This is a genomic window from Actinomyces bovis (assembly GCF_900444995.1).
GTDB lineage: Bacteria > Actinomycetota > Actinomycetes > Actinomycetales > Actinomycetaceae > Actinomyces > Actinomyces bovis.
In genome coordinates, this window is sequence record NZ_UAPQ01000006.1 from 221,092 (window position 1) to 238,398 (window position 17,307).

The 17,307-nt window shown below is 64.9% G+C and carries 12 protein-coding genes; 9 read left to right on the top strand and 3 right to left on the bottom strand.

What is annotated here, in order from left to right:
* Nucleotides 1–60 precede the first annotated feature (60 nt).
* Nucleotides 61–1,050: a UDP-glucose 4-epimerase GalE gene (gene galE / locus DR039_RS04650; protein ID WP_111836236.1), complete on the top strand. Its 990-nt coding sequence runs from the start codon at nucleotides 61–63 to the stop codon at nucleotides 1,048–1,050.
* A gap of 68 nt (nucleotides 1,051–1,118) precedes the next feature.
* Here galE and DR039_RS04655 read toward each other — a convergent pair whose 3' ends face one another.
* Both DR039_RS04655 and DR039_RS04660 read right to left on the bottom strand, forming a co-directional pair.
* A complete protein-coding gene (locus tag DR039_RS04655) occupies nucleotides 1,119–2,453 on the bottom strand; it encodes an LCP family protein (protein ID WP_229116802.1) in 1,335 nt (444 codons plus the stop codon).
* Nucleotides 2,454–2,715: 262 nt separating this feature from the next.
* Nucleotides 2,716–3,996: an LCP family protein gene (locus tag DR039_RS04660; RefSeq protein ID WP_229116803.1), complete on the bottom strand. Its 1,281-nt coding sequence runs from the start codon at nucleotides 3,994–3,996 to the stop codon at nucleotides 2,716–2,718.
* A 79-nt stretch (nucleotides 3,997–4,075) separates the two neighbouring features.
* Here DR039_RS04660 and DR039_RS04665 point away from each other — a divergent pair, with 79 nt between their 5' ends.
* Complete coding sequence (locus DR039_RS04665; protein WP_407641276.1) at nucleotides 4,076–4,963, top strand: glycosyltransferase; 888 nt, start codon at nucleotides 4,076–4,078, stop codon at nucleotides 4,961–4,963.
* 71 nt (nucleotides 4,964–5,034) lie between these two features.
* Nucleotides 5,035–7,185 carry a DUF6541 family protein gene (locus DR039_RS04670; protein WP_111836238.1) on the top strand — a complete coding sequence of 717 codons (2,151 nt, stop codon included), beginning with the start codon at nucleotides 5,035–5,037 and terminating at the stop codon, nucleotides 7,183–7,185.
* Between the two features lie 102 nt (nucleotides 7,186–7,287).
* On the opposite strand, the gene rfbB is transcribed toward DR039_RS04670, so the two are convergent.
* Nucleotides 7,288–8,283, bottom strand: coding sequence for a dTDP-glucose 4,6-dehydratase (gene rfbB, locus DR039_RS04675; protein ID WP_111836239.1), 996 nt, complete (start codon nucleotides 8,281–8,283; stop codon nucleotides 7,288–7,290).
* A gap of 147 nt (nucleotides 8,284–8,430) precedes the next feature.
* Here rfbB and DR039_RS04680 point away from each other — a divergent pair, with 147 nt between their 5' ends.
* The 6 genes from DR039_RS04680 to DR039_RS04705 all read left to right on the top strand — a co-directional run bounded on the left by DR039_RS04680 (nucleotide 8,431) and on the right by DR039_RS04705 (nucleotide 17,276).
* Nucleotides 8,431–9,375 carry an N-acetylmuramoyl-L-alanine amidase family protein gene (locus DR039_RS04680; protein WP_111836240.1) on the top strand — a complete coding sequence of 315 codons (945 nt, stop codon included), beginning with the start codon at nucleotides 8,431–8,433 and terminating at the stop codon, nucleotides 9,373–9,375.
* Between the two features lie 19 nt (nucleotides 9,376–9,394).
* Nucleotides 9,395–9,823 carry a L,D-transpeptidase gene (locus DR039_RS04685; RefSeq protein ID WP_170166849.1) on the top strand — a complete coding sequence of 143 codons (429 nt, stop codon included), beginning with the start codon at nucleotides 9,395–9,397 and terminating at the stop codon, nucleotides 9,821–9,823.
* Nucleotides 9,824–10,136: 313 nt separating this feature from the next.
* Complete coding sequence (locus DR039_RS04690) at nucleotides 10,137–13,553, top strand: N-acetylmuramoyl-L-alanine amidase (RefSeq protein WP_111836242.1); 3,417 nt, start codon at nucleotides 10,137–10,139, stop codon at nucleotides 13,551–13,553.
* 194 nt (nucleotides 13,554–13,747) lie between these two features.
* Entirely contained in the window at nucleotides 13,748–14,803 is a 1,056-nt protein-coding gene (locus DR039_RS04695) for a glycosyltransferase family 2 protein (RefSeq protein WP_111836243.1), read from the top strand.
* A gap of 3 nt (nucleotides 14,804–14,806) precedes the next feature.
* Nucleotides 14,807–15,229 (top strand): GtrA family protein, encoded by a 423-nt coding sequence (locus DR039_RS04700; protein ID WP_111836244.1) that lies wholly within the window; start codon nucleotides 14,807–14,809, stop codon nucleotides 15,227–15,229.
* A 10-nt stretch (nucleotides 15,230–15,239) separates the two neighbouring features.
* Entirely contained in the window at nucleotides 15,240–17,276 is a 2,037-nt protein-coding gene (locus tag DR039_RS04705; protein ID WP_229116805.1) for a hypothetical protein, read from the top strand.
* Nucleotides 17,277–17,307 lie beyond the last annotated feature (31 nt).

Genomic DNA, 17,307 nt, shown 5'->3' on the forward strand with positions numbered 1-17,307 from the left:
GCCCACAAACCAGGAGTTTGTTCCTGATTGGAACTGGTGGACTTTGCGTAGACTGCGGGCATGAGCATTCTTGTTGCGGGAGGCGCCGGTTATATTGGCGCGCATGTGGTCCGACTGCTGCTTGAGCGTGGCGAGGACGTCATCGTTGTTGACGACCTGTCCTATGGCACCGAGGAGCGCGTAGAGGGCGCCACCGTGGTGGAACTGGATGTGGCTAGTGGGGATGCCATCCAGATTCTGACCGATGTGATGGAACGCCGTGAGGTCACGGCTGTGATCCACTTTGCTGCCCGCAAGCAGGTGGGGGAGTCGGTGGCCCGCCCCGCCTGGTACTACCAGCAGAATGTGGGCGGCCTAGCGAATATGTTGCTGGCCATGAAGGCCGCCGAGGTCAAGCAGATGATCTTCTCCTCCTCGGCTGCTGTCTATGGGATGCCGCCGGTGGAGGTGGTCCAAGAGGATATCGAGTGTCACCCCATCAACCCTTATGGTGAGACCAAGCTGATCGGCGAGTGGATGATGGCCGACTGTGAGCGGGCTTGGGGTCTGCGCTGGGCCGGTCTGCGCTACTTCAACGTGGCTGGTGCTGGCTGGGATGACCTGGGAGATATGGCCACCCTCAACCTGATTCCGATGGTTATGGAGCGCCTGGCCAAGGGGGATACTCCCAAGATTTTCGGCACGGATTACCCCACGCCGGATGGCACCTGTATCCGTGACTACATCCACGTGCGTGACCTGGCTACCGCCCATATTGCGGCCTTGGACTACCTGGCTGGTGGTCAGGAGATGGCTGAGCATGTGTTCAATGTGGGGACCGGCAAGGGCTCCTCTGTGCGTGAGGTGGTTTCCAAGGTCATTGCTGCCACCGGTTTGGAGGTGCAGCCGGAGGAACTGGAGCGGCGCGCCGGAGACCCGCCGCAGCTGATTGGTGACGCCACGCGCATCGGCAAGGTGCTGGGGTGGCGGGCCGAGTACAACTTGGATGACATCGTCGCCTCTTCCTTCTCCGCCTGGCAGGCTGACCCCCAACGCCAACACTTCGCCTAAGCCATAGCGACGATGACGGCGTCCGCACCTTCTCGGGGGTGCGGACGCCGTCATCGTGTGCGAAGTCCCTAGGGCTGCTGTTGGAAGTCGCTCTTGGTGAGGGTGCCGGCCCGCAGCTTGGCGAAGAAATCCGGTGCTGTGGTGTCCTGCAGCAGCACCGCCTGGCCGATGCCGCCGGGTTCATAGGCCACGTCCACAATTGGAGGCGCGCCAGAGAGGCTCTTGCTGGAGGAGGAGCGGAAAGCCAACAGCATCTGGGTCAAGGAGATGACACCGGCGTCCTCATCCACCGTCAGCGCACCCGTGCCGGCCTCAACTAGGGCGTCCTGCCGTTTGAAAGAGGCCAGGGCGGAGGGGGAGGCAGCTTTGCTCACCAGCTTGGAGATGACGTTGCGCTGCCGGGTCCCTCGGCCAATATCCCCGGTGGGGTCTGATTTGCGCATGCGGGAGTAGGCCAGCGCCTTGGTGCCATCCACTTGCTGGCACTCGCCCTTAGCGGTGTCCCACACCAGTCCGGAATCAGCGTCGTTGACGTCATAGTCCAGGCAGACCTCAACCCCGCCGACGGCATCTACCAGATTCTTCACGCCGCCCATGCCGACCTCCGTGTAGTGGTCGATGGTCAGCCCCGTCAGCTTCTCCACGGTCTTTACCAGCAGCTTGCCGCCACCGAAGGCATAAGAGGCATTGATCTTGTTGCCGCCGACGCCTTCGGGAATGTTCACATAGGTGTCACGTGGCAGGGTTACCAGCGCTGCGGTGCCGTTTTCAGCCTTGTGCAACACCATGATGGAGTCAGCGCGGGCACCTTCTGTGCCGTCGTTCAGGGAACCGTCAGCCCGCGAATCTGAGCCGACGATCAGCCAGGTATCCCCAGGGGTATTAGGGGCACCAGAGAGCACATCTACCCGGTGCAGCGAGCTATTGACCTTATTCCACAAGGCGGCCACCCGCACCCCAAGCAGCACCAGCAGCAGGGTGAGCAGCAGCGCTAGCAGACGCAGCGGGCGGCGCTTGCGACGGCGTCGTCCCCGCGCGGCAGTGCCACGTGGAGCAGCGGGGGGCTGAGCCGGGCCCTGGGGACCTGACCAGGCTGGCTGAGGGGCACGCGGCTGCGGTGGGGCGGGACGCGGCGGTGGCGGGACACTGCGAGCCTGCGGCCTCACCGGAGTGCGGGTAGGAAAGACGCCCACAGGAGCGGGGCCGGGTTGCTTGCCCGCAGCCGACATCCGGGTGGTTGGCAGCGGGCGAGGCTGTCCCGGCTGAGCTGGGGAGGCTGGCAGCACGGAGGTGCGTTGCGGATCGGCGCCAGACAGCTCCGCCTCCCAGTCGACGCTGCCCAATGCTTTGATACCGGATCCTTGGCGTAGTTCCGGTCCAGTAGCGGCGCTAGCTGGCAGCACCCGCGTACCAGGTTCCTGGGGGGTGCGCGCTGACGGCGCCGGGCGGCGTGGGGCGCCGCTGGTTGGGCGCTGAGCCGGGGGGAGCGGTGGGTTTACTGGCTCACGGCTGCCTGCTGTTGGTGTTGCCGGTTGCTGGGCCCGCAAGGGGCGGCGCACTGGCCTAGGGGCAGTAGGGCCGACTGGGCCCGGCGTCGGTGTCCGGGGCTGCCTGCGGGGCGGCTGGGACTCGGCGTCGTTAAATCCGCTCATATACGCGGTGCACTCACTTGCATTGGGCGGCCGGGTTACTGGCCGACTTGCTTGCTTCGGCGGTGGGAGCGGCAGGGGCTTCGGCAGCGGGCGGCTGGGCTGGTGCCTCTGGCGTGGGGCTCGCGGTTGCCTCCGGAGTGCCAGTGCCCTGTGGGTCTGGCGTGGTCGGGGTGTTGACCGTGCCGTCGCCCGAAACCGCCACTGTGGAGGCAGGCACCGCCTCGTCCTTCTTGAGGGCTTTCCACACGCGGGTGGCCTCAGAGGTGGGGACTAGCCGGTTCCGATCCCAAGCAGCCTCCGTAGTGGGCATAGCCACGAAGTTGATTTTGTCCATGCCCACGTCCGAGACACTCTTGGCCAGGCCCCCCAGCGTGCTGAGGGTGCCGATGCCCTTGGAGACTGTCAGGGTGCTCAGGCCTGCGGAGGCAAAGGAGTAGAGGTCATCGAGGTTGGTCAGCAGGTTCTTGGATAGAGCCGTGCGGATCATTGCGCTCATGAGGTTTTGTTGACGGCCAATGCGGCCGGTGTCAGAGCCATTGCCGACGCCGTGGCGCACTCGGGCGTACTGCAGGGCTTCAGCCCCAGAGAGGTGATGGCAGCCGACTTCAAGCTTGGTGCCCGTGTATTCGGGGTCGTCGATCGCCTCAGTCACGTACACGCCGACGCCGCCGAGAGCATCAACCATGCGCTCCAGGCCGGAGAAGTCCACCACCACGAACTCATTGATGAACAGGCCGGTCATGGCTTCCACAGTCTTGATGGAGCAAGCAGCGCCACGGGCGATCGCCGCCGTGTCCGATCCGGTGCCCGCGCCGATGGCGAAGGCCTGGTTGAACATGGTGTCGTCCAGCGGGGCTGAGGAGGTGCCATCAGGCAGCACGCAGCTGGGGATGGACACCAGGGTGTCACGGGGAATAGAGACGACGTCGACGCGGCTGCGATCTGCGGACAGGTGCATCACCATCGCAGTGTCGGAGCGGGCGACAGCAACTTCGTCAGAGCCCTGCGAGTTATCGACGTTGTTCTTACCGGAGCGCGTGTCAGAGCCCAACACCAGGATGTTTACGGCGCGGCCCTTGTAGGAGTCAGAGGCGTCGTTCTGCGGACGGTCAGAGCCCAACAGTGCGGCTAGGTCAACCGAGTGCACCTTGGACTGCAGGTCACGCAGTGCAAAGGCTGCGCCCGAGGTCAGGAACAGGGCGATAGCGAGCGCAACTAAGCCGACCCGCCGGGGAAGGGAAGTGCGGGGGTCACGGTCTGCGTGCCGGTAGATCCGGTTCCTGCTTGCTGGCACGTGCCCGATGATAGCCAGGACTTGTTGAATGCCGCGTGTGTGCTCCGCCTCGGCTAGGCTCGTGCGCGTGAGTCAAGCAGTGCGAGGGCAGGACGACACGCCAGCCGATGGGACGAATGGCACAACCGGTTCGGTCCGCGTGGTCACGGTTGCCTATAACCCCGGCCGGGAGCTGGCTGACTTCCTCAGCTCTTTAGACAACGCTACCAGCCGGACCCTGCGGATCGTGATCGCAGACAACGGCCAAGAACACGCGCTGGTGGACAAACTCGCGGAATTGCACGGCGCTGAGGTGATCCGGGACGGCGGCAACCACGGCTATGGCGGTGGGGCTAACCGTGGTGCAGCCGGGTTGCAGGAGGACTGGGTGGTCATCGCGAACCCGGACTTGGTGTGGCGGCCAGGCAGCCTGGACCTGCTCATCGACGCCGCTATCGCCCATCCGGAGGGGGGCTGCTTCGGGCCCCGCATCCTCAGCACCGATGGGTCGATCTACCCATCGGGCCGCGAGTTGCCCTCCCTGTTCAAAGGGGCGGGACACGCGGTTCTGGGGCGGGTCTGGCCCGCAAATCCTTTCTCCAAGGCCTACCACGGCGGCAATGCCGAGCAGACTCACGCCGTCGGCTGGCTCTCTGGCGCCTGCCTGCTGCTGCCAGCTGAGGTCTGGCGCGAACTCGGGGGCTTTGACGAGGGCTACTTCATGTTCTTTGAAGACACCGATCTGGGGGCGCGCATAACCGCCTCCGGGCGTCTAAACCTGCAGGTGCCCGAGGCCGTCGTCATCCATGAGCAGGGCGCCAGCTGGAAGGCGCGGCCGGAACGGATGATCCGGGCGCACCATGCCTCCGCCCGCCGCTACTTCTACCGCTCCCACCCGGCGGCCTGGCAGGCACCTGCCCGCTGGCTGGTAGGCGCGGGTTTGCATGTGCGGGAACGGGCTGAAGTCAAACGGGTCTCCAAGCGCTGATAGCGCCACCTGCTCATACACCGCTGGAAGCCCGAGGCACCCCTGAGAACTCTGTAAGGAGCTTGAAATCTATGAGCGCTAATCGCCTCTGGCCCACTGAGGCGATCAGTGCCTTGGGGCCACTGTTCTCCCGGGCAATCCTGGCTCCACTGGCCGGGGTCATGCTGCTGGCGGCAGTCCTGGGCAAAGGAGCTGCTGCGGAGGGCTCATGGTTCACAGCTACGCCAATCTTTATGGCCGCGGTGCTGGGGCTACTGGTTCCGGGCTGGTCCGTTGCCCAGGCTTGGGGCCTGCGAGGAATTACCGCAGTTGGGGCGGCTCCGGCGCTGACTGGCGCCTTGGTGGCCGTAGGGAGCCTGGTGGCGCCGTCATGGGGCTGGTCCTGGAACCGGGCGCAGCTGTTGCCGGGGCCCTTCGGATGGTGCTGGGGCCTGCTGGTCCTGCTGGGGATCGCCTCGCAGTTGCTGCCGGGGCGGGGGGATAGGGAAATAGCCCAAACGGTTAGCTTGACTTCGCTGGGCAGATGGCTGCTTGGCGGCGCGCTCGCGCTAGCCGGAGTATTAACCGCAATACCGGTGCTGTTGGCCACGCCTGCGCCGGAGTCACCGATGCAAGCTTCCGACGCGGTCTACCACCTATCTGTGACCGCTTTTGTGCGAGTCACGGGAGATGCCAGCCCCTTTGGGGCCTCAGCCCCGCTGTACGACGGCGCGCACTTCTACTATCCAAGCCTCTGGCACGCTATCGCATCCTTGCTGCCAGGCAGTGTGGTGGCTGGTGGGAATGTGTTGGTGCTGGTGCTAGCTGCAGTGATTTGGCCCCTGAGTATGGCCGCCCTGCTGCGGGAAGTGCTGGCCCGGCGTGAGGCGAGTGGCCAGAGCCAGGCAGCGGATGACGGTTACTGGCTGGCGCTGGGAGTGGGGCTGTCGGGCTCGGTGGTTTCCGTGCTGCTGCTGCTGACCAGCGTTTGGCCATACTCGCTGTCTATTTGCATGCTGCCGGGTTGCTTGGCGCTATTGGTACGTGCCTGCCTACCAGGGGCACTGGGGCTACGGGGGCGCTCGCGGGCCGTGCTGGTGGCTGGGATCGCCTGCATCGGTGTGGTGGGGGCACATGGCGCTTCCGTTTTCAACTTGGCAGTGCTGGGTGGCCCGCTAGTCCTGACTGCCTTGGTGGGCCCCATACGCTCATGGTGGCATGCTGGCGGGCTAGGCAGGCTGCTGCTCAGTGCTGCCGGTGTGCTGGGCCTAGGCCTTGTGGCTGCGGGAGCTTGGGCAATGCGTGACACCCTGGCCTCAGTTATTGGCTACGAGCGGCCCCGCGGCAATATCCCGGAGACCCTCTATGCAGTGGTGGCCGACCACCCCCTGCTGGCGACCTTTACGCCTTATATTCCCGGCAATGCCCTGGTCTTCTTGCTAGCCCTAGCGGCTGCGCTAGGGGCCTGGAAACGCAGTCACACCGTGCGGACCTGGGCAATCAGTACCGCGCTGGGGCTCACCCTGCTGCTGCTCTCCGCTGGCCCCCGTTGGCCTCTGCGGGCGCTGGCAGGACCTTGGTATACCCAACGGGCCCGGATTATGGTGCTGGTGACCATTGGGCTGCTGGTACTCGCTCCGCTAGGAGGTCGTGAACTGGCCCGGCGTTGGCAAGGCGCGCCTGGATGGCGCAGCACCCTGACCAGCCCGGCCTGGCGCCTGCCTGCGGCCCTGCTGGCAGTCTCACTGGTGGTAGCTCCGGCCTGGCGCTGGGGCCTGCGCACGGAGATCATGGCTGCCGTCCATGACCCGCAGCAGATCTCCTTTGGCACCATGCTCTCGGATGAGGAATTGGCGATGATCCGCCGGGCGCCCTCCAAACTGCCTGCCGACGCCGTCGTGGTGGGAAATCCTTCTAATGGCAGCGCCTACCTGTGGAGTGTGGCCGGGGTGCGGGTGGTTTATGCCACGCGCCTGGTGCCTTGGCCCGCGGACCTGGCCTGGTTAGGCGATCACCTCCACGAATTGGGCAGCAACCCCAAGGTCTGTGAGGTGCTGCGCCAGCGCGGCGTGACCTACTACTACTCCGACGACGCCCCTGCCGACGGCGCCACTGGCGGCGGCCGTCAAGCCTTGTGGGGGCCGCATTTGGAGGAAGTGCCCCGAGAGCACCTCGAATTGCTCGATTCGGCAGATTCTGGTGGGGGCACTGCCGCGCTGTGGCGCATCACTGCCTGCGGCTGAGGTACAAAGCTCAGATAGCGCTGAGGGGTTACCGGTATGAACCGGTCACCCCTCAGTTACAGCTGGACGGGCGGTGTGCCCGTTGCGGCAAGTGCCTGTAGGTCACTGCCCCTGGGCGGCGTATTTGGCCTCAACCTCGGCCTTTAGGGGGCGCCACCAGGTCTCGTTTTCGCGGTACCAGTCGATGGTGGCCTGTAGTCCGGAGCGGAAGTCGGTGAACTTGGGGGCCCAGCCGAGTTCCTGCACTAGCTTGGTGTTGTCGATGGCGTAGCGCATGTCGTGGCCCGGGCGGTCGTTGACGTGCTCGTAGTCGTCCTTGTCGAAGCCCATCAGCTCCAGGATGAGCTCGACGACCTCCTTGTTGTTCTTCTCGCCGTCGGCACCGATCAAATAGGTCTCGCCAATGGCACCCTTCTCGATGATGTCCCAGACGGCGTCGTTGTGGTCCAGCACGTGGATCCAGTCGCGCACGTTCTCCCCAGCGCCGTAGAGCTTGGGCTTCACGCCGTCGATCAGATTGGTGATCTGGCGAGGGATGAACTTCTCGATGTGCTGGTAGGGGCCGTAGTTGTTGGAACAGTTAGAGATGGTGGCCTCCACGCCGAAGGAGCGCACCCAGGCGCGCACCAGCAGGTCGCTGCCCGCCTTGGAAGCGGAGTAGGGGGAGGAGGGGTTGTAGGGGGTGGTGGGCATGAACTTGGCGGGGTCGTCCAGCTCCAGGTCGCCGTAGACCTCATCGGTGGAGATGTGGTGGAAGCGGACCTGGTGACGGCGCACTGCCTCCAGCAGGGTGAAGGTGCCCACCAGGTTGGTGCGGATGAAAGGCGAAGGGTCGCGCAGAGAGTTGTCATTGTGGGACTCCGCCGCGAAGTGGACCACGACGTCGGCGGCGGCCACCAGCGGGTCCACCGTGTCCGTGTCCGCGATGTCGCCTACTACCAGGTTCACGCGGTCGGCGACGTCGGCCAGGGAGCCCTGGTTGCCCGCGTAGGTGAGCTTGTCCAGAACCGTCACTTTGGCGTCCGGGTAGCGGTTGAGGGTCTGGTGGACAAAGTTGGCGCCGATGAAGCCGGCGCCACCCGTGATGAGGACGTGCATTAAGCGCTCCGAATCTGCTGACTGGGTGTACAAGCCGCTTTATCATGCCATAAAGGGGCTGGTCTTAAGGGGCTTGCGGGAGCGAAGGCCGTTGCCAGCGGGTAGAGTCTGGACTATCCCCAAGGTGGATCGCACTGGAGGTTTCCCATGTCCTGTGCTAGTTCCGCTTCCCTTGCTCGCCTGCTCTCCGGCAAGCTCCTGGTGCTGGCTCTGCTAGCTGGCGCCACGGTGCCCGCTGTGGCGGCTGAAGTACCTTCAGCGACTTCCACCCCCTCAGCCGCAGCTACTGCTACGCCGTCGCCCCAAACGACCGCCACAGCTGGCAGGCCACAGCCGAGCCCCGCACTAGCTTCTGAACCGGCCTCGCCTAGGCCAACTGCAGTCCGCAGTGCGACGCCGCCACCACCGGGCTCGCTTTCCACAGTCTCGGACTTGGGTGGTGGCATGCACGATCGGGCGGTTATCCCAACTGACCCCACCCCAACACCGACGCCGACAACTCCACGTCCTAGCCAGACCCCAAGCAGCAAAGCCACCCAGGCGGTTTCTCCCAATGGCACTTGGCTGCACGATGGGCAGGGTTGGCGTTGGATCGGCGCAGACGGCTCATTCGCCGCCGACGTCGTCGGGATGGTTAAAGGGGTGCTCTACGCCTTTGATCGCACGGGGCATGTGGCCCGCGGCTGGTATCAGGACGCCTCAGGGCGCTGGTACCAGTCCACTGACAATGGTGTGCGCAAAGGCTGGCAGGCCGTGGCAGGGTGCTGGTACTACCTGGATACTGACGGTGTCATGCGCACCGGTTGGATCGCTTCCGGCGGAAGGTGGTATCTGCTTGGCCCGACTGGCGCGATGGCCACCGGTTGGGCGCTTGACCGCGGCAATTGGTACTACCTAGACACAGCCACGGGGGCCATGCGCAGCGGCTGGATCGCTGACAAGGGCAAGTGGTACCACCTGGCTGCCTCCGGTGCTATGACCACTGGTTGGCGCCAAGAGGCCAGTGGCAGGTGGTACTACCTAAGACCCGGCGGCAGGCGGCTCCATGGTCACGGCTTGGAGAAACGTGGAGGGGCAGCGCAGCTACTTTGATCCCTGGGACGGATTCTGGGTGACCTCTCGGGCCAGTTCCCAACGCGATTGGGACCGCGCCGCCACACAGCACAGCTCCAGCAACTACCTGCTGACGGTGGACACTGCTGCACCTCACTGCATGGCTTTCTATTGGCGTGGGGGAGCGTGGCAGCCGCTCTATGACCATCCCTGCTCGGTTGGTGCTCCGGGCACGCCTACGGTCAAGGGGAACTTCCGCATTGGCAACCGGGGGTACTCCTTCGGTCGCGGTTACACCGCCTACTGGTGGACGCAGTTCTACGGGGACTACCTGTTCCACTCGGTCCTCTACAACCAGGGAACCTTGCAAGTTCAAGATGGACGCCTGGGGCGCCATCTTTCGCATGGCTGCGTGCGGATGCGATACCAGGATGCCAAGTGGATCTACGACAACGTGCCTCGGGGCACGACCGTGCTGGTCTATTAATTGTCGTGAACTATTGATTTGGACTTCAGGTCGTTTTCAGGTTGACCCATAAGGGTGGCCCACCAACGCAGGCTAAACCACCTCCGATTTGTTCGTAGGTGAGTTTATCTGCGCTCAGTGAGCAGCTTGATGCAGGCATCCGACAGGAAACGCTACTGAAATACCCCGTTGTAATTAGGTGAGATGCATCAAACGGGTTTCCATTAGCGATAGCAATAGGGTAGCGTGCGTGTCTGCTAACAACAGTCACATGTGTCACTTAAGGCTCATGTGTCACTTTGGTGACGTCTCACCCCGACTCTGAAGGACTCTCATGAACCTCAAGACGGCGGTTATCTCCTTTGCGACGCTGTCGCTGGCCTGTGCCGCCGGTTTGGCCCAGCCACCGGTCCTCGCACAAGCCGAGGTGCTCGCAACGCCAGACGCGGAGCAACCAGCGCCAGTGCAGCTGCTAGACCTCACAGACTCCAGCGGAACGACGACGGAAATAGCCAAAGCTGGACTTGAGGCGGAGCAGAAGGAAGCGGTCGAAGAGAGTGAGACGCAGGCGCCTGCCTCAAACAGCGGCGGAACAGCCATCTCCCCGACGATGCGCACCCGGCTGCTGCAGGCGCTCGCACCTAGCGGCAAGGCTGGCCCAGTAGATCCAGAAGCTGACGCCACTCTGCTGACCAAGCCTATGGAGGTCGATGAGTTCCTGGTTGCCGGCTTTGCGTGGAATGAAGGAGCTGAACTGCCCGAAGGCGCACAGGTCTTCCTGCGGGTGCGCGAGCACGGCACCTGGTCCAAGTGGTTCCGCAATGAGGTAGATGCCTCAGCTGGCCCAGATAGCGCTCCCACCCGCGGCACCGAAGAGATGGTGACGGCAGGAGCAGACGCCGTGCAGGCCTCTGTGGTGCTGCCGTCAGTGTCCGAGCTGCGCAACCTACCCAAGGGGCTGCATCTGGTGCTCGTTCCCTCCCGACCTGAGGGTGAGAAGGCCAAACAAAGCGCGGACTTGCCAACGGTTTGGGCAGAAAAAACTGCTGTCGCAGAAGAGCAGGATAATGACGCGCTCTCCCAGCCAGCAGATGCGGCCACCAAAGACGCCGAAGCGACGTCGTCGGATGGCAGCGCCCAGGATGGCCCCAGCAGTAGTGCGACTAGCGCCCCGCTGCCTGCGGGGACCAGTGGCGGCGCGGCGGTGGGCCTGACCACCAATACGCTGCAACGCGCAGTGGTGGGGGCTAGCGGCCTGCCCGTTGAGGTCAACACTCGTGCCGACTGGGGCGCCAACGAAAGCCTCATGGAGTGGGACCGGAACTATGCGCCCGCCAAGCACGTGGTGGTGCACCACACGGCAGGCTCAAACGCCTACACCGCCAGCCAGTCCGCCTCGATCGTCCGCGGGATTTACTACTACCACTCGCAGACTCTCGGCTGGGGCGACATCGGCTATAACTTCCTGGTTGACAAATTCGGGCAGGTCTTTGAAGGACGCTACGGCACCCTGGCTTCGGCGGCTGGTCAAATGGTGGCCGGGGCTCACGCTCGGGGAGTCAACACCGGCTCTATGGGTATCTCCATGATGGGGGACTATTCGAATATCGACCCCACCTCCACCCAACTGGACAAGGTAGGCAAGCTGGCGGGATGGTTCCTGGGCCGAGCTGGCGTGGAGGACGCCCGCGGCAACGCTCCGCTGGCAATTCAGATCACCGAGCGCTACCGGGCGGGACAGTCAGTGAACCTCCCGGTGATTCTGGCCCACCGCGACGTCGGCTACACCGCCTGCCCGGGGGAGCGCGGCTACTCCAAGATGGGGCAGATTCGGCAGATCGCCCAGAGGCAGATGAGCGGCTCGACCGGCTCCACGAACACCCGCTCCAACCACGTGCCCCCATCGGTGAACGAGTCGGTGCGCAGCGCCTTGGCGCGCTTCGCGGCCGCGCACTCGGCGATGGTCGGGGGGGCTGCCTCCGGGCCGGTCCCGTCAGGCAAGGGTGCCTACCAGCGTTTTGCCCATGGTGTGGCGTACTGGTCTGAGTCCACGGGCGTGCAGTTCGTGGGTGAGCCGGTCCTGAGCGCCTGGGGCGGGCACGGGTGGCAGGACGGTGAGATGGGCTACCCCGTCTCGGGCGGCGCCTACGGTCCTAACGGGACGCGTCACCAGGTCTTTGAGCACGGTATCGCCTACTGGCGTACGGGAGAGCCGGTGGTCTTCCTCTCCGGTGAGATCCTCAACGCCTGGGCGGAGCTGGGTTGGGAGTCGGCCTTCTGGGGCATGCCGGTGGACCGGAAGCGTGACTCTTCTGGTGGGGGCTTCTACCAGCGTTTTGCCCATGGTGTGGCGTACTGGTCTGAGTCCACGGGCGTGCAGTTCGTGGGTGAGCCGGTCCTGAGCGCCTGGGGCGGGCACGGGTGGCAGGACGGTGAGATGGGCTACCCCGTCTCGGGCGGCGCCTACGGTCCTAACGGGACGCGTCACCAGGTCTTTGAGCACGGTATCGCCTACTGGCGTACGGGAGAGCCGGTGGTCTTCCTCTCCGGTGAGATCCTCAACGCCTGGGCGGAGCTGGGTTGGGAGTCGGCCTTCTGGGGCATGCCGGTGGACCGGAAGCGTGACTCTTCTGGTGGGGGCTTCTACCAGCGTTTTGCCCATGGTGTGGCGTACTGGTCTGAGTCCACGGGCGTGCAGTTCGTGGGTGAGCCGGTCCTGAGCGCCTGGGGCGGGCACGGGTGGCAGGACGGTGAGATGGGCTACCCCGTCTCGGGCGGCGCCTACGGTCCTAACGGGACGCGTCACCAGGTCTTTGAGCACGGTATCGCCTACTGGCGTACGGGAGAGCCGGTGGTCTTCCTCTCCGGTGAGATCCTCAACGCCTGGGCGCGCAGCGGCTGGGAGCGCTCCCCCTGGGGCATGCCACAGGACAGGCAGAGGCCTTACCTGGACGGTGCCCAGCAGCGCTTCGCCAACGGCGTCGCCTACTGGACCCCCGCGTCAGGGGTGCGCTTCGGCCAGCCGCTGCCCGCGGGCCCTGATGCCTGGACCAGGTCCTTCCAGGCAGGCCACATCATCTCTGACGCAGAGTTCTTCCAGCCGGGCATACTGTCCGTGCAGACCCTGCGCAGCTTCCTGCACGCGAAGAACCCTCACTGCACCCCGGGGCCGGGTGGGGTCGCTTGCCTGAAGGACTACCGGGCCAGCACCGCACGGATGGACACCGCCTACTGTAAGCCCTACGAGGCTGGCACCAACGAGGACGTGGCCACCATCATCACCAAAGCCTCTGACGCCTGTGGGATCAACCCGAAGGTGCTGGTCGTCATGCTGCAGAAGGAGCAGGGCCTGGTTACGGCTTCCGGGGCGGCACTGACCACCACGCGCTACACCAAGGCCATGGGCTACGGCTGCCCGGACTTCGCGGAGTGCAACCCCAGCTACTCCGGCCTGGCCACGCAGCTGTACTACGGTGCCTCCGGGCTGGTCGAGTACGGGCAGCGTCCCTGGGCCTACAACTACCGGTCCGGGGGGACCTACCAGATCGCCTACCATCCGCGCCGTAGCTGTGGCTCCGCGCCCGTGACCATCCAGAACCGGGCCACCGCGGCGCTGTACAACTACACTCCCTACCAGCCCAACGCGGCGGCGCTGCGCAACATGGACGGTGAGGGCGACTCGTGCTCGGCCTACGGGAACCGGAACTTCTGGCGCACCTACAACTCCTGGTTCCGGCTGAGCCGGCGCTGAGAGACAAGCCACAGGCGGTACCTCGCTGAGACGTCCCGGCTGCTCGGGGCAGGGTGCAAGTGCTCACGTACGAGCCCGGCGCCGGTCCAGGGGAGGTGCCGCCTGTGGCATAGTGAAGGACTACAGGCCGGGTGCCTGGAGGTAAACCCTACTGACGTGCTGTAGGTGTCGGAAGCAGTGAAGGAGCAGTCCTAGTGACGTCGAAGACGATCAGTGTCGTCATCCCGAGCTTTAACGAGGAGAAGAGCGTTCAGGCCATGTACGACCGCCTGAACCAGGTCTTCCGTGAGCAGCTGCCTGTCTACGACTACGAGATAATCTTCGTGGACGACTTCTCCACTGACGGCACCCGGGAGCAGGTGCGTGCCCTGGCCGCGAAGGACAGCCGGGTCAAGGGCGTCTTCAACGCGCGCAACTTCGGTTTCCACCGCAATGTCTTCTCGGCCCTGACCTACGGCAGCGGCGACGCCACCTTCATGCTGTTCGGGGACCTGCAGGACCCGCCGGAGAACCTGCCAGAGTTCATCTCCCGCTGGGAGGCCGGGGCTCACGTGGTCGTGGGGCAGCGCCGCTCCTCCGACGAGGGCTGGATCATGACCGCCTGCAGGCACCTCTACTACAAGCTCATCGACTGGTTCTCCGACACCCCGCAGATCGCCCGCTTCACCGGCTACGGCCTCTACAGCCGGGAGTTCGTGGAGGTGCTCAAGGACATTGGGGACATACAGCCCTTCCTGAAGGCGGTCGTGGCCGAGTACGGCATCGGCCTGGAGATCGTGCAGTACGACCAGGCGCAGAGCTCGCGCGGTAAGTCCAACTTCAACTTCCTGCGGAACTATGACTTCGCTATGCAGGGGATCACCTCCTCCACCAAGCTGCTCATGCGCATGGCCACCTTCATTGCCGCGGCGGTGGGCCTGGTGTGCCTGGGCCTGGCCTTCTTCGTGCTGGTCAAGAAGCTGGTGGACTGGAACGCCTACCCGGTCGGCGAGGCCTCACGGACCGTCGGGCTGTTCTTCCTGGGGGCCGTACAGCTCTTCTTCATCGGCATCCTGGGTGAGTACATCCTGAACATCAACGGTCGTATCGTCCGTAAGCCGCGGGTTGTCGTCGGGGAGCGGGTCGGCTTCGGTCTCGCCCCCGCCCCCGCACCCGCGTTGGAGACGGCTGCAGAGGCTGGCGGCCCGGCCGTGGCGTCTCATCCCCGGGCGACGACGGCGCCGGCTGACGGCTCCGTGGACAGAGACTGAGCCGTGGACCGGCACCGCAAGCTCATAAACCAGTTCGCGCGCTTCCTGGTGGTGGGGGGACTGTCCTTCAGCGTCGACTACAGCCTGTTCGTGCTGCTGTACTGGCTCGGCGTGCCCTACCTGGTAGCCAGCGCCGTGTCCTTCACCATCTCGCTGGTGCTCAACTACGCCCTCTCACGCAGGTACGTCTTTGACACCAACGAGGGGGTGAACCTGGCCCGCGAGTTCACCGCCTACGTGAGCCTCAACATCGTCGCTCTGGGGCTCAACACCCTGGTGCTGTACCTCTGCACCAACTTGGGCGGGGCGAGCCCCTTCGTGGGCAAGGTCGTGGCTACCGCGATCGTGCTCGTCTACAACTTCATCTCCCGCAAGCTGCTCCTCGAGCGCCTGGGCCCCGGTCCGCGCTCACCGCAACCCTCCTGAAGAAGTACCCATGCCTCCTATGAAGTCCCCGAAGTCTGCTCGACCCCAGGCAACCGGCCGTGAGCCTGAAGCCGCAGCCCCCGCCAGCCCGGTGCAGGAGGGCCCGGAGACCGCTCAGGCGGGCCCGGCCGCAGGCTCCTCCCGCCTCGACCTGCTCTGTGACCGGCTGAGTGGCCACTGTGACCGGCTGGCCAGCACGGTCACCGCCTCCTCGCTGGGGCGGTGGTGGACCGCCACCGCGGCTCCGGGCCGGGTCGACTGGGCACTGCTGACCGTCCTGCTGGCAGTGGCCTACGTCGTCTTCCTGTACGGCGACGTGCGCGCGACCTTCGAGCACTCCTTCAACTTCCTGGACGCGGTGCTATCGGGCAGGCTGCGTGACTTCTACACAATCTCCATCCAGAACACCTCCACCGGGCACCCCGCCGTCTACGACATACCTCTGTACGCGGTATTCGCCCTGTGGAACCTGCCCACCTACGTGCTGTACAAGCTCACCGGCTATGAGTACCTGGTCTCCACCCCGGCCCAGCTGTGGCTCAAGACCATGATGGTGGTGGCCGCAGTCGCCTGCGCCAAGGTCCTGGCAGACCTGGCCCGTGACCTGGGGGTCGGTCGGGATCGGGCCAAGTGGGTGGCCTTCTATTTCCTGTCCTCCATGGCCGTGTTTATGCCGGTCTTCGTGGTGGTCCAGTACGACATCGTGCTGGTCCTGACTGTCCTGCTGGGTATGCGTGCCTATGTGCGCGGGGACCTGCGCCGCTTCCTGCTGTGGTTCATGCTGGCCAACACCCTCAAGCTCTTCGCGGTCTTCATCTTCATCCCCCTGCTGCTCCTGCGGGAGAAGCGCCTGCGGGTGGTGGTGGGGCAGCTCGTAGCCGGCATGGTGCCGCTGGCGCTGTGCCGCCTGCTGTACCGCGGGGACGCCGGTTACGCGGCTGCCACCAGCGGCTTCACCGACGGCATGATGGACCGCCTGGTCGCCACCCACATCGGCTGGATCGGTGGTGGGGCCCCTATCCCCCTGTTCGTCGTGTTCATGGTCTGCCTGACCGTGTTCGCCTACGCCAAGCGGCCTGTTGACGACCTCGAGCGCAACGCCGTGGCCATCTACCTGTGCCTGGCCGTCTACGCGGTCTTCATGGCGGTCGTACCACTCAACCCCTACTGGGTGGTGCTGATGTCCCCCTTCGCCGTGCTCATGGTCTTCCTGAACCCGCGGCACCTGGTGCTCAACACCCTCCTGGAGATGGTGGTGAGCGGCGGCGTGGTAATGCTGTACATGCGAATCGGTTACTCCATTTACAACCGAGCGATCTTCGAGCAGCTGCTGCTGCCGCACCTGACAGCGGGGGCGGAGTACCCCCGCTACCCAACGCCCAACGACGTCCTGATCGACATGGGTCTAGGCGGTGGGACCCCCTTCATCATCGGGGTACTCGTAGCCGCAGTGGCGTCATTCTTGGTGCTGAACTACCCGGGTAGGGGCTTCTTGGAGCAGATGGGTAACCTTGAGCGTCTGCCCCGCTCGGTGGCCTGGACCAGGCTGCTGGCCCCCCTCGGCTTCGCGGGGCTGCTGCTGGTCACCTACTTCGTGCCTGCCGTGCCGGTCGTCTACACCAGCGCCCACGCCGCCCCGACGGCGGGGGAGGGCAACCTGCTGGCCCCGGGGGCAGAGCTCAGCGAGACCTTCCAGCTGGAGCAGAGCACCGAGACCGAGTCGATCGGCGTGGGCTTCATGGCTTCCACGGTGCCGTGGATCGACTCCTCCACCATCACTGTCTCCCTGTCAGACAGCAGCGGGAGGCAGGTCTTCACGACGACCATGCCTGCCAACAGCCTGGGCGACAAGGTCACGCAGCTGCCCACCTCAGGGCTGCTCCTGGAGGCGGGCACCCCTTACACGCTGCGGATAACCAGTCAGAACACCGAGGGCGGGCTGGCCCGCGTCCAGATCAACCCTGACCTGGACCGTAACCGCACCACCTACAACGGGGCCGAGGTCCCCGGCGACCTGGTGCTTGTCGTCTCAGGCACAGTCAGGTGAACGCGTCTGGGGCGGCAGGAGCCCGCTGCCG

What these genes read in the sequence shown, in the direction of transcription:
- DR039_RS04690 (WP_111836242.1), top strand. Translation starts at nt 10,137, where the DNA reads ATGAACCTCAAGACGGCGGTTATCTCCTTTGCGACGCTGTCGCTGGCC.
- galE (WP_111836236.1), top strand. Translation starts at nt 61, where the DNA reads ATGAGCATTCTTGTTGCGGGAGGCGCCGGTTATATTGGCGCGCATGTG.
- rfbB (WP_111836239.1), bottom strand. Translation starts at nt 8,283, where the DNA reads ATGCACGTCCTCATCACGGGTGGCGCCGGCTTCATCGGCGCCAACTTT.
- DR039_RS04680 (WP_111836240.1), top strand. Translation starts at nt 8,431, where the DNA reads ATGTCCTGTGCTAGTTCCGCTTCCCTTGCTCGCCTGCTCTCCGGCAAG.
- DR039_RS04705 (WP_229116805.1), top strand. Translation starts at nt 15,240, where the DNA reads ATGCCTCCTATGAAGTCCCCGAAGTCTGCTCGACCCCAGGCAACCGGC.
- DR039_RS04670 (WP_111836238.1), top strand. Translation starts at nt 5,035, where the DNA reads ATGAGCGCTAATCGCCTCTGGCCCACTGAGGCGATCAGTGCCTTGGGG.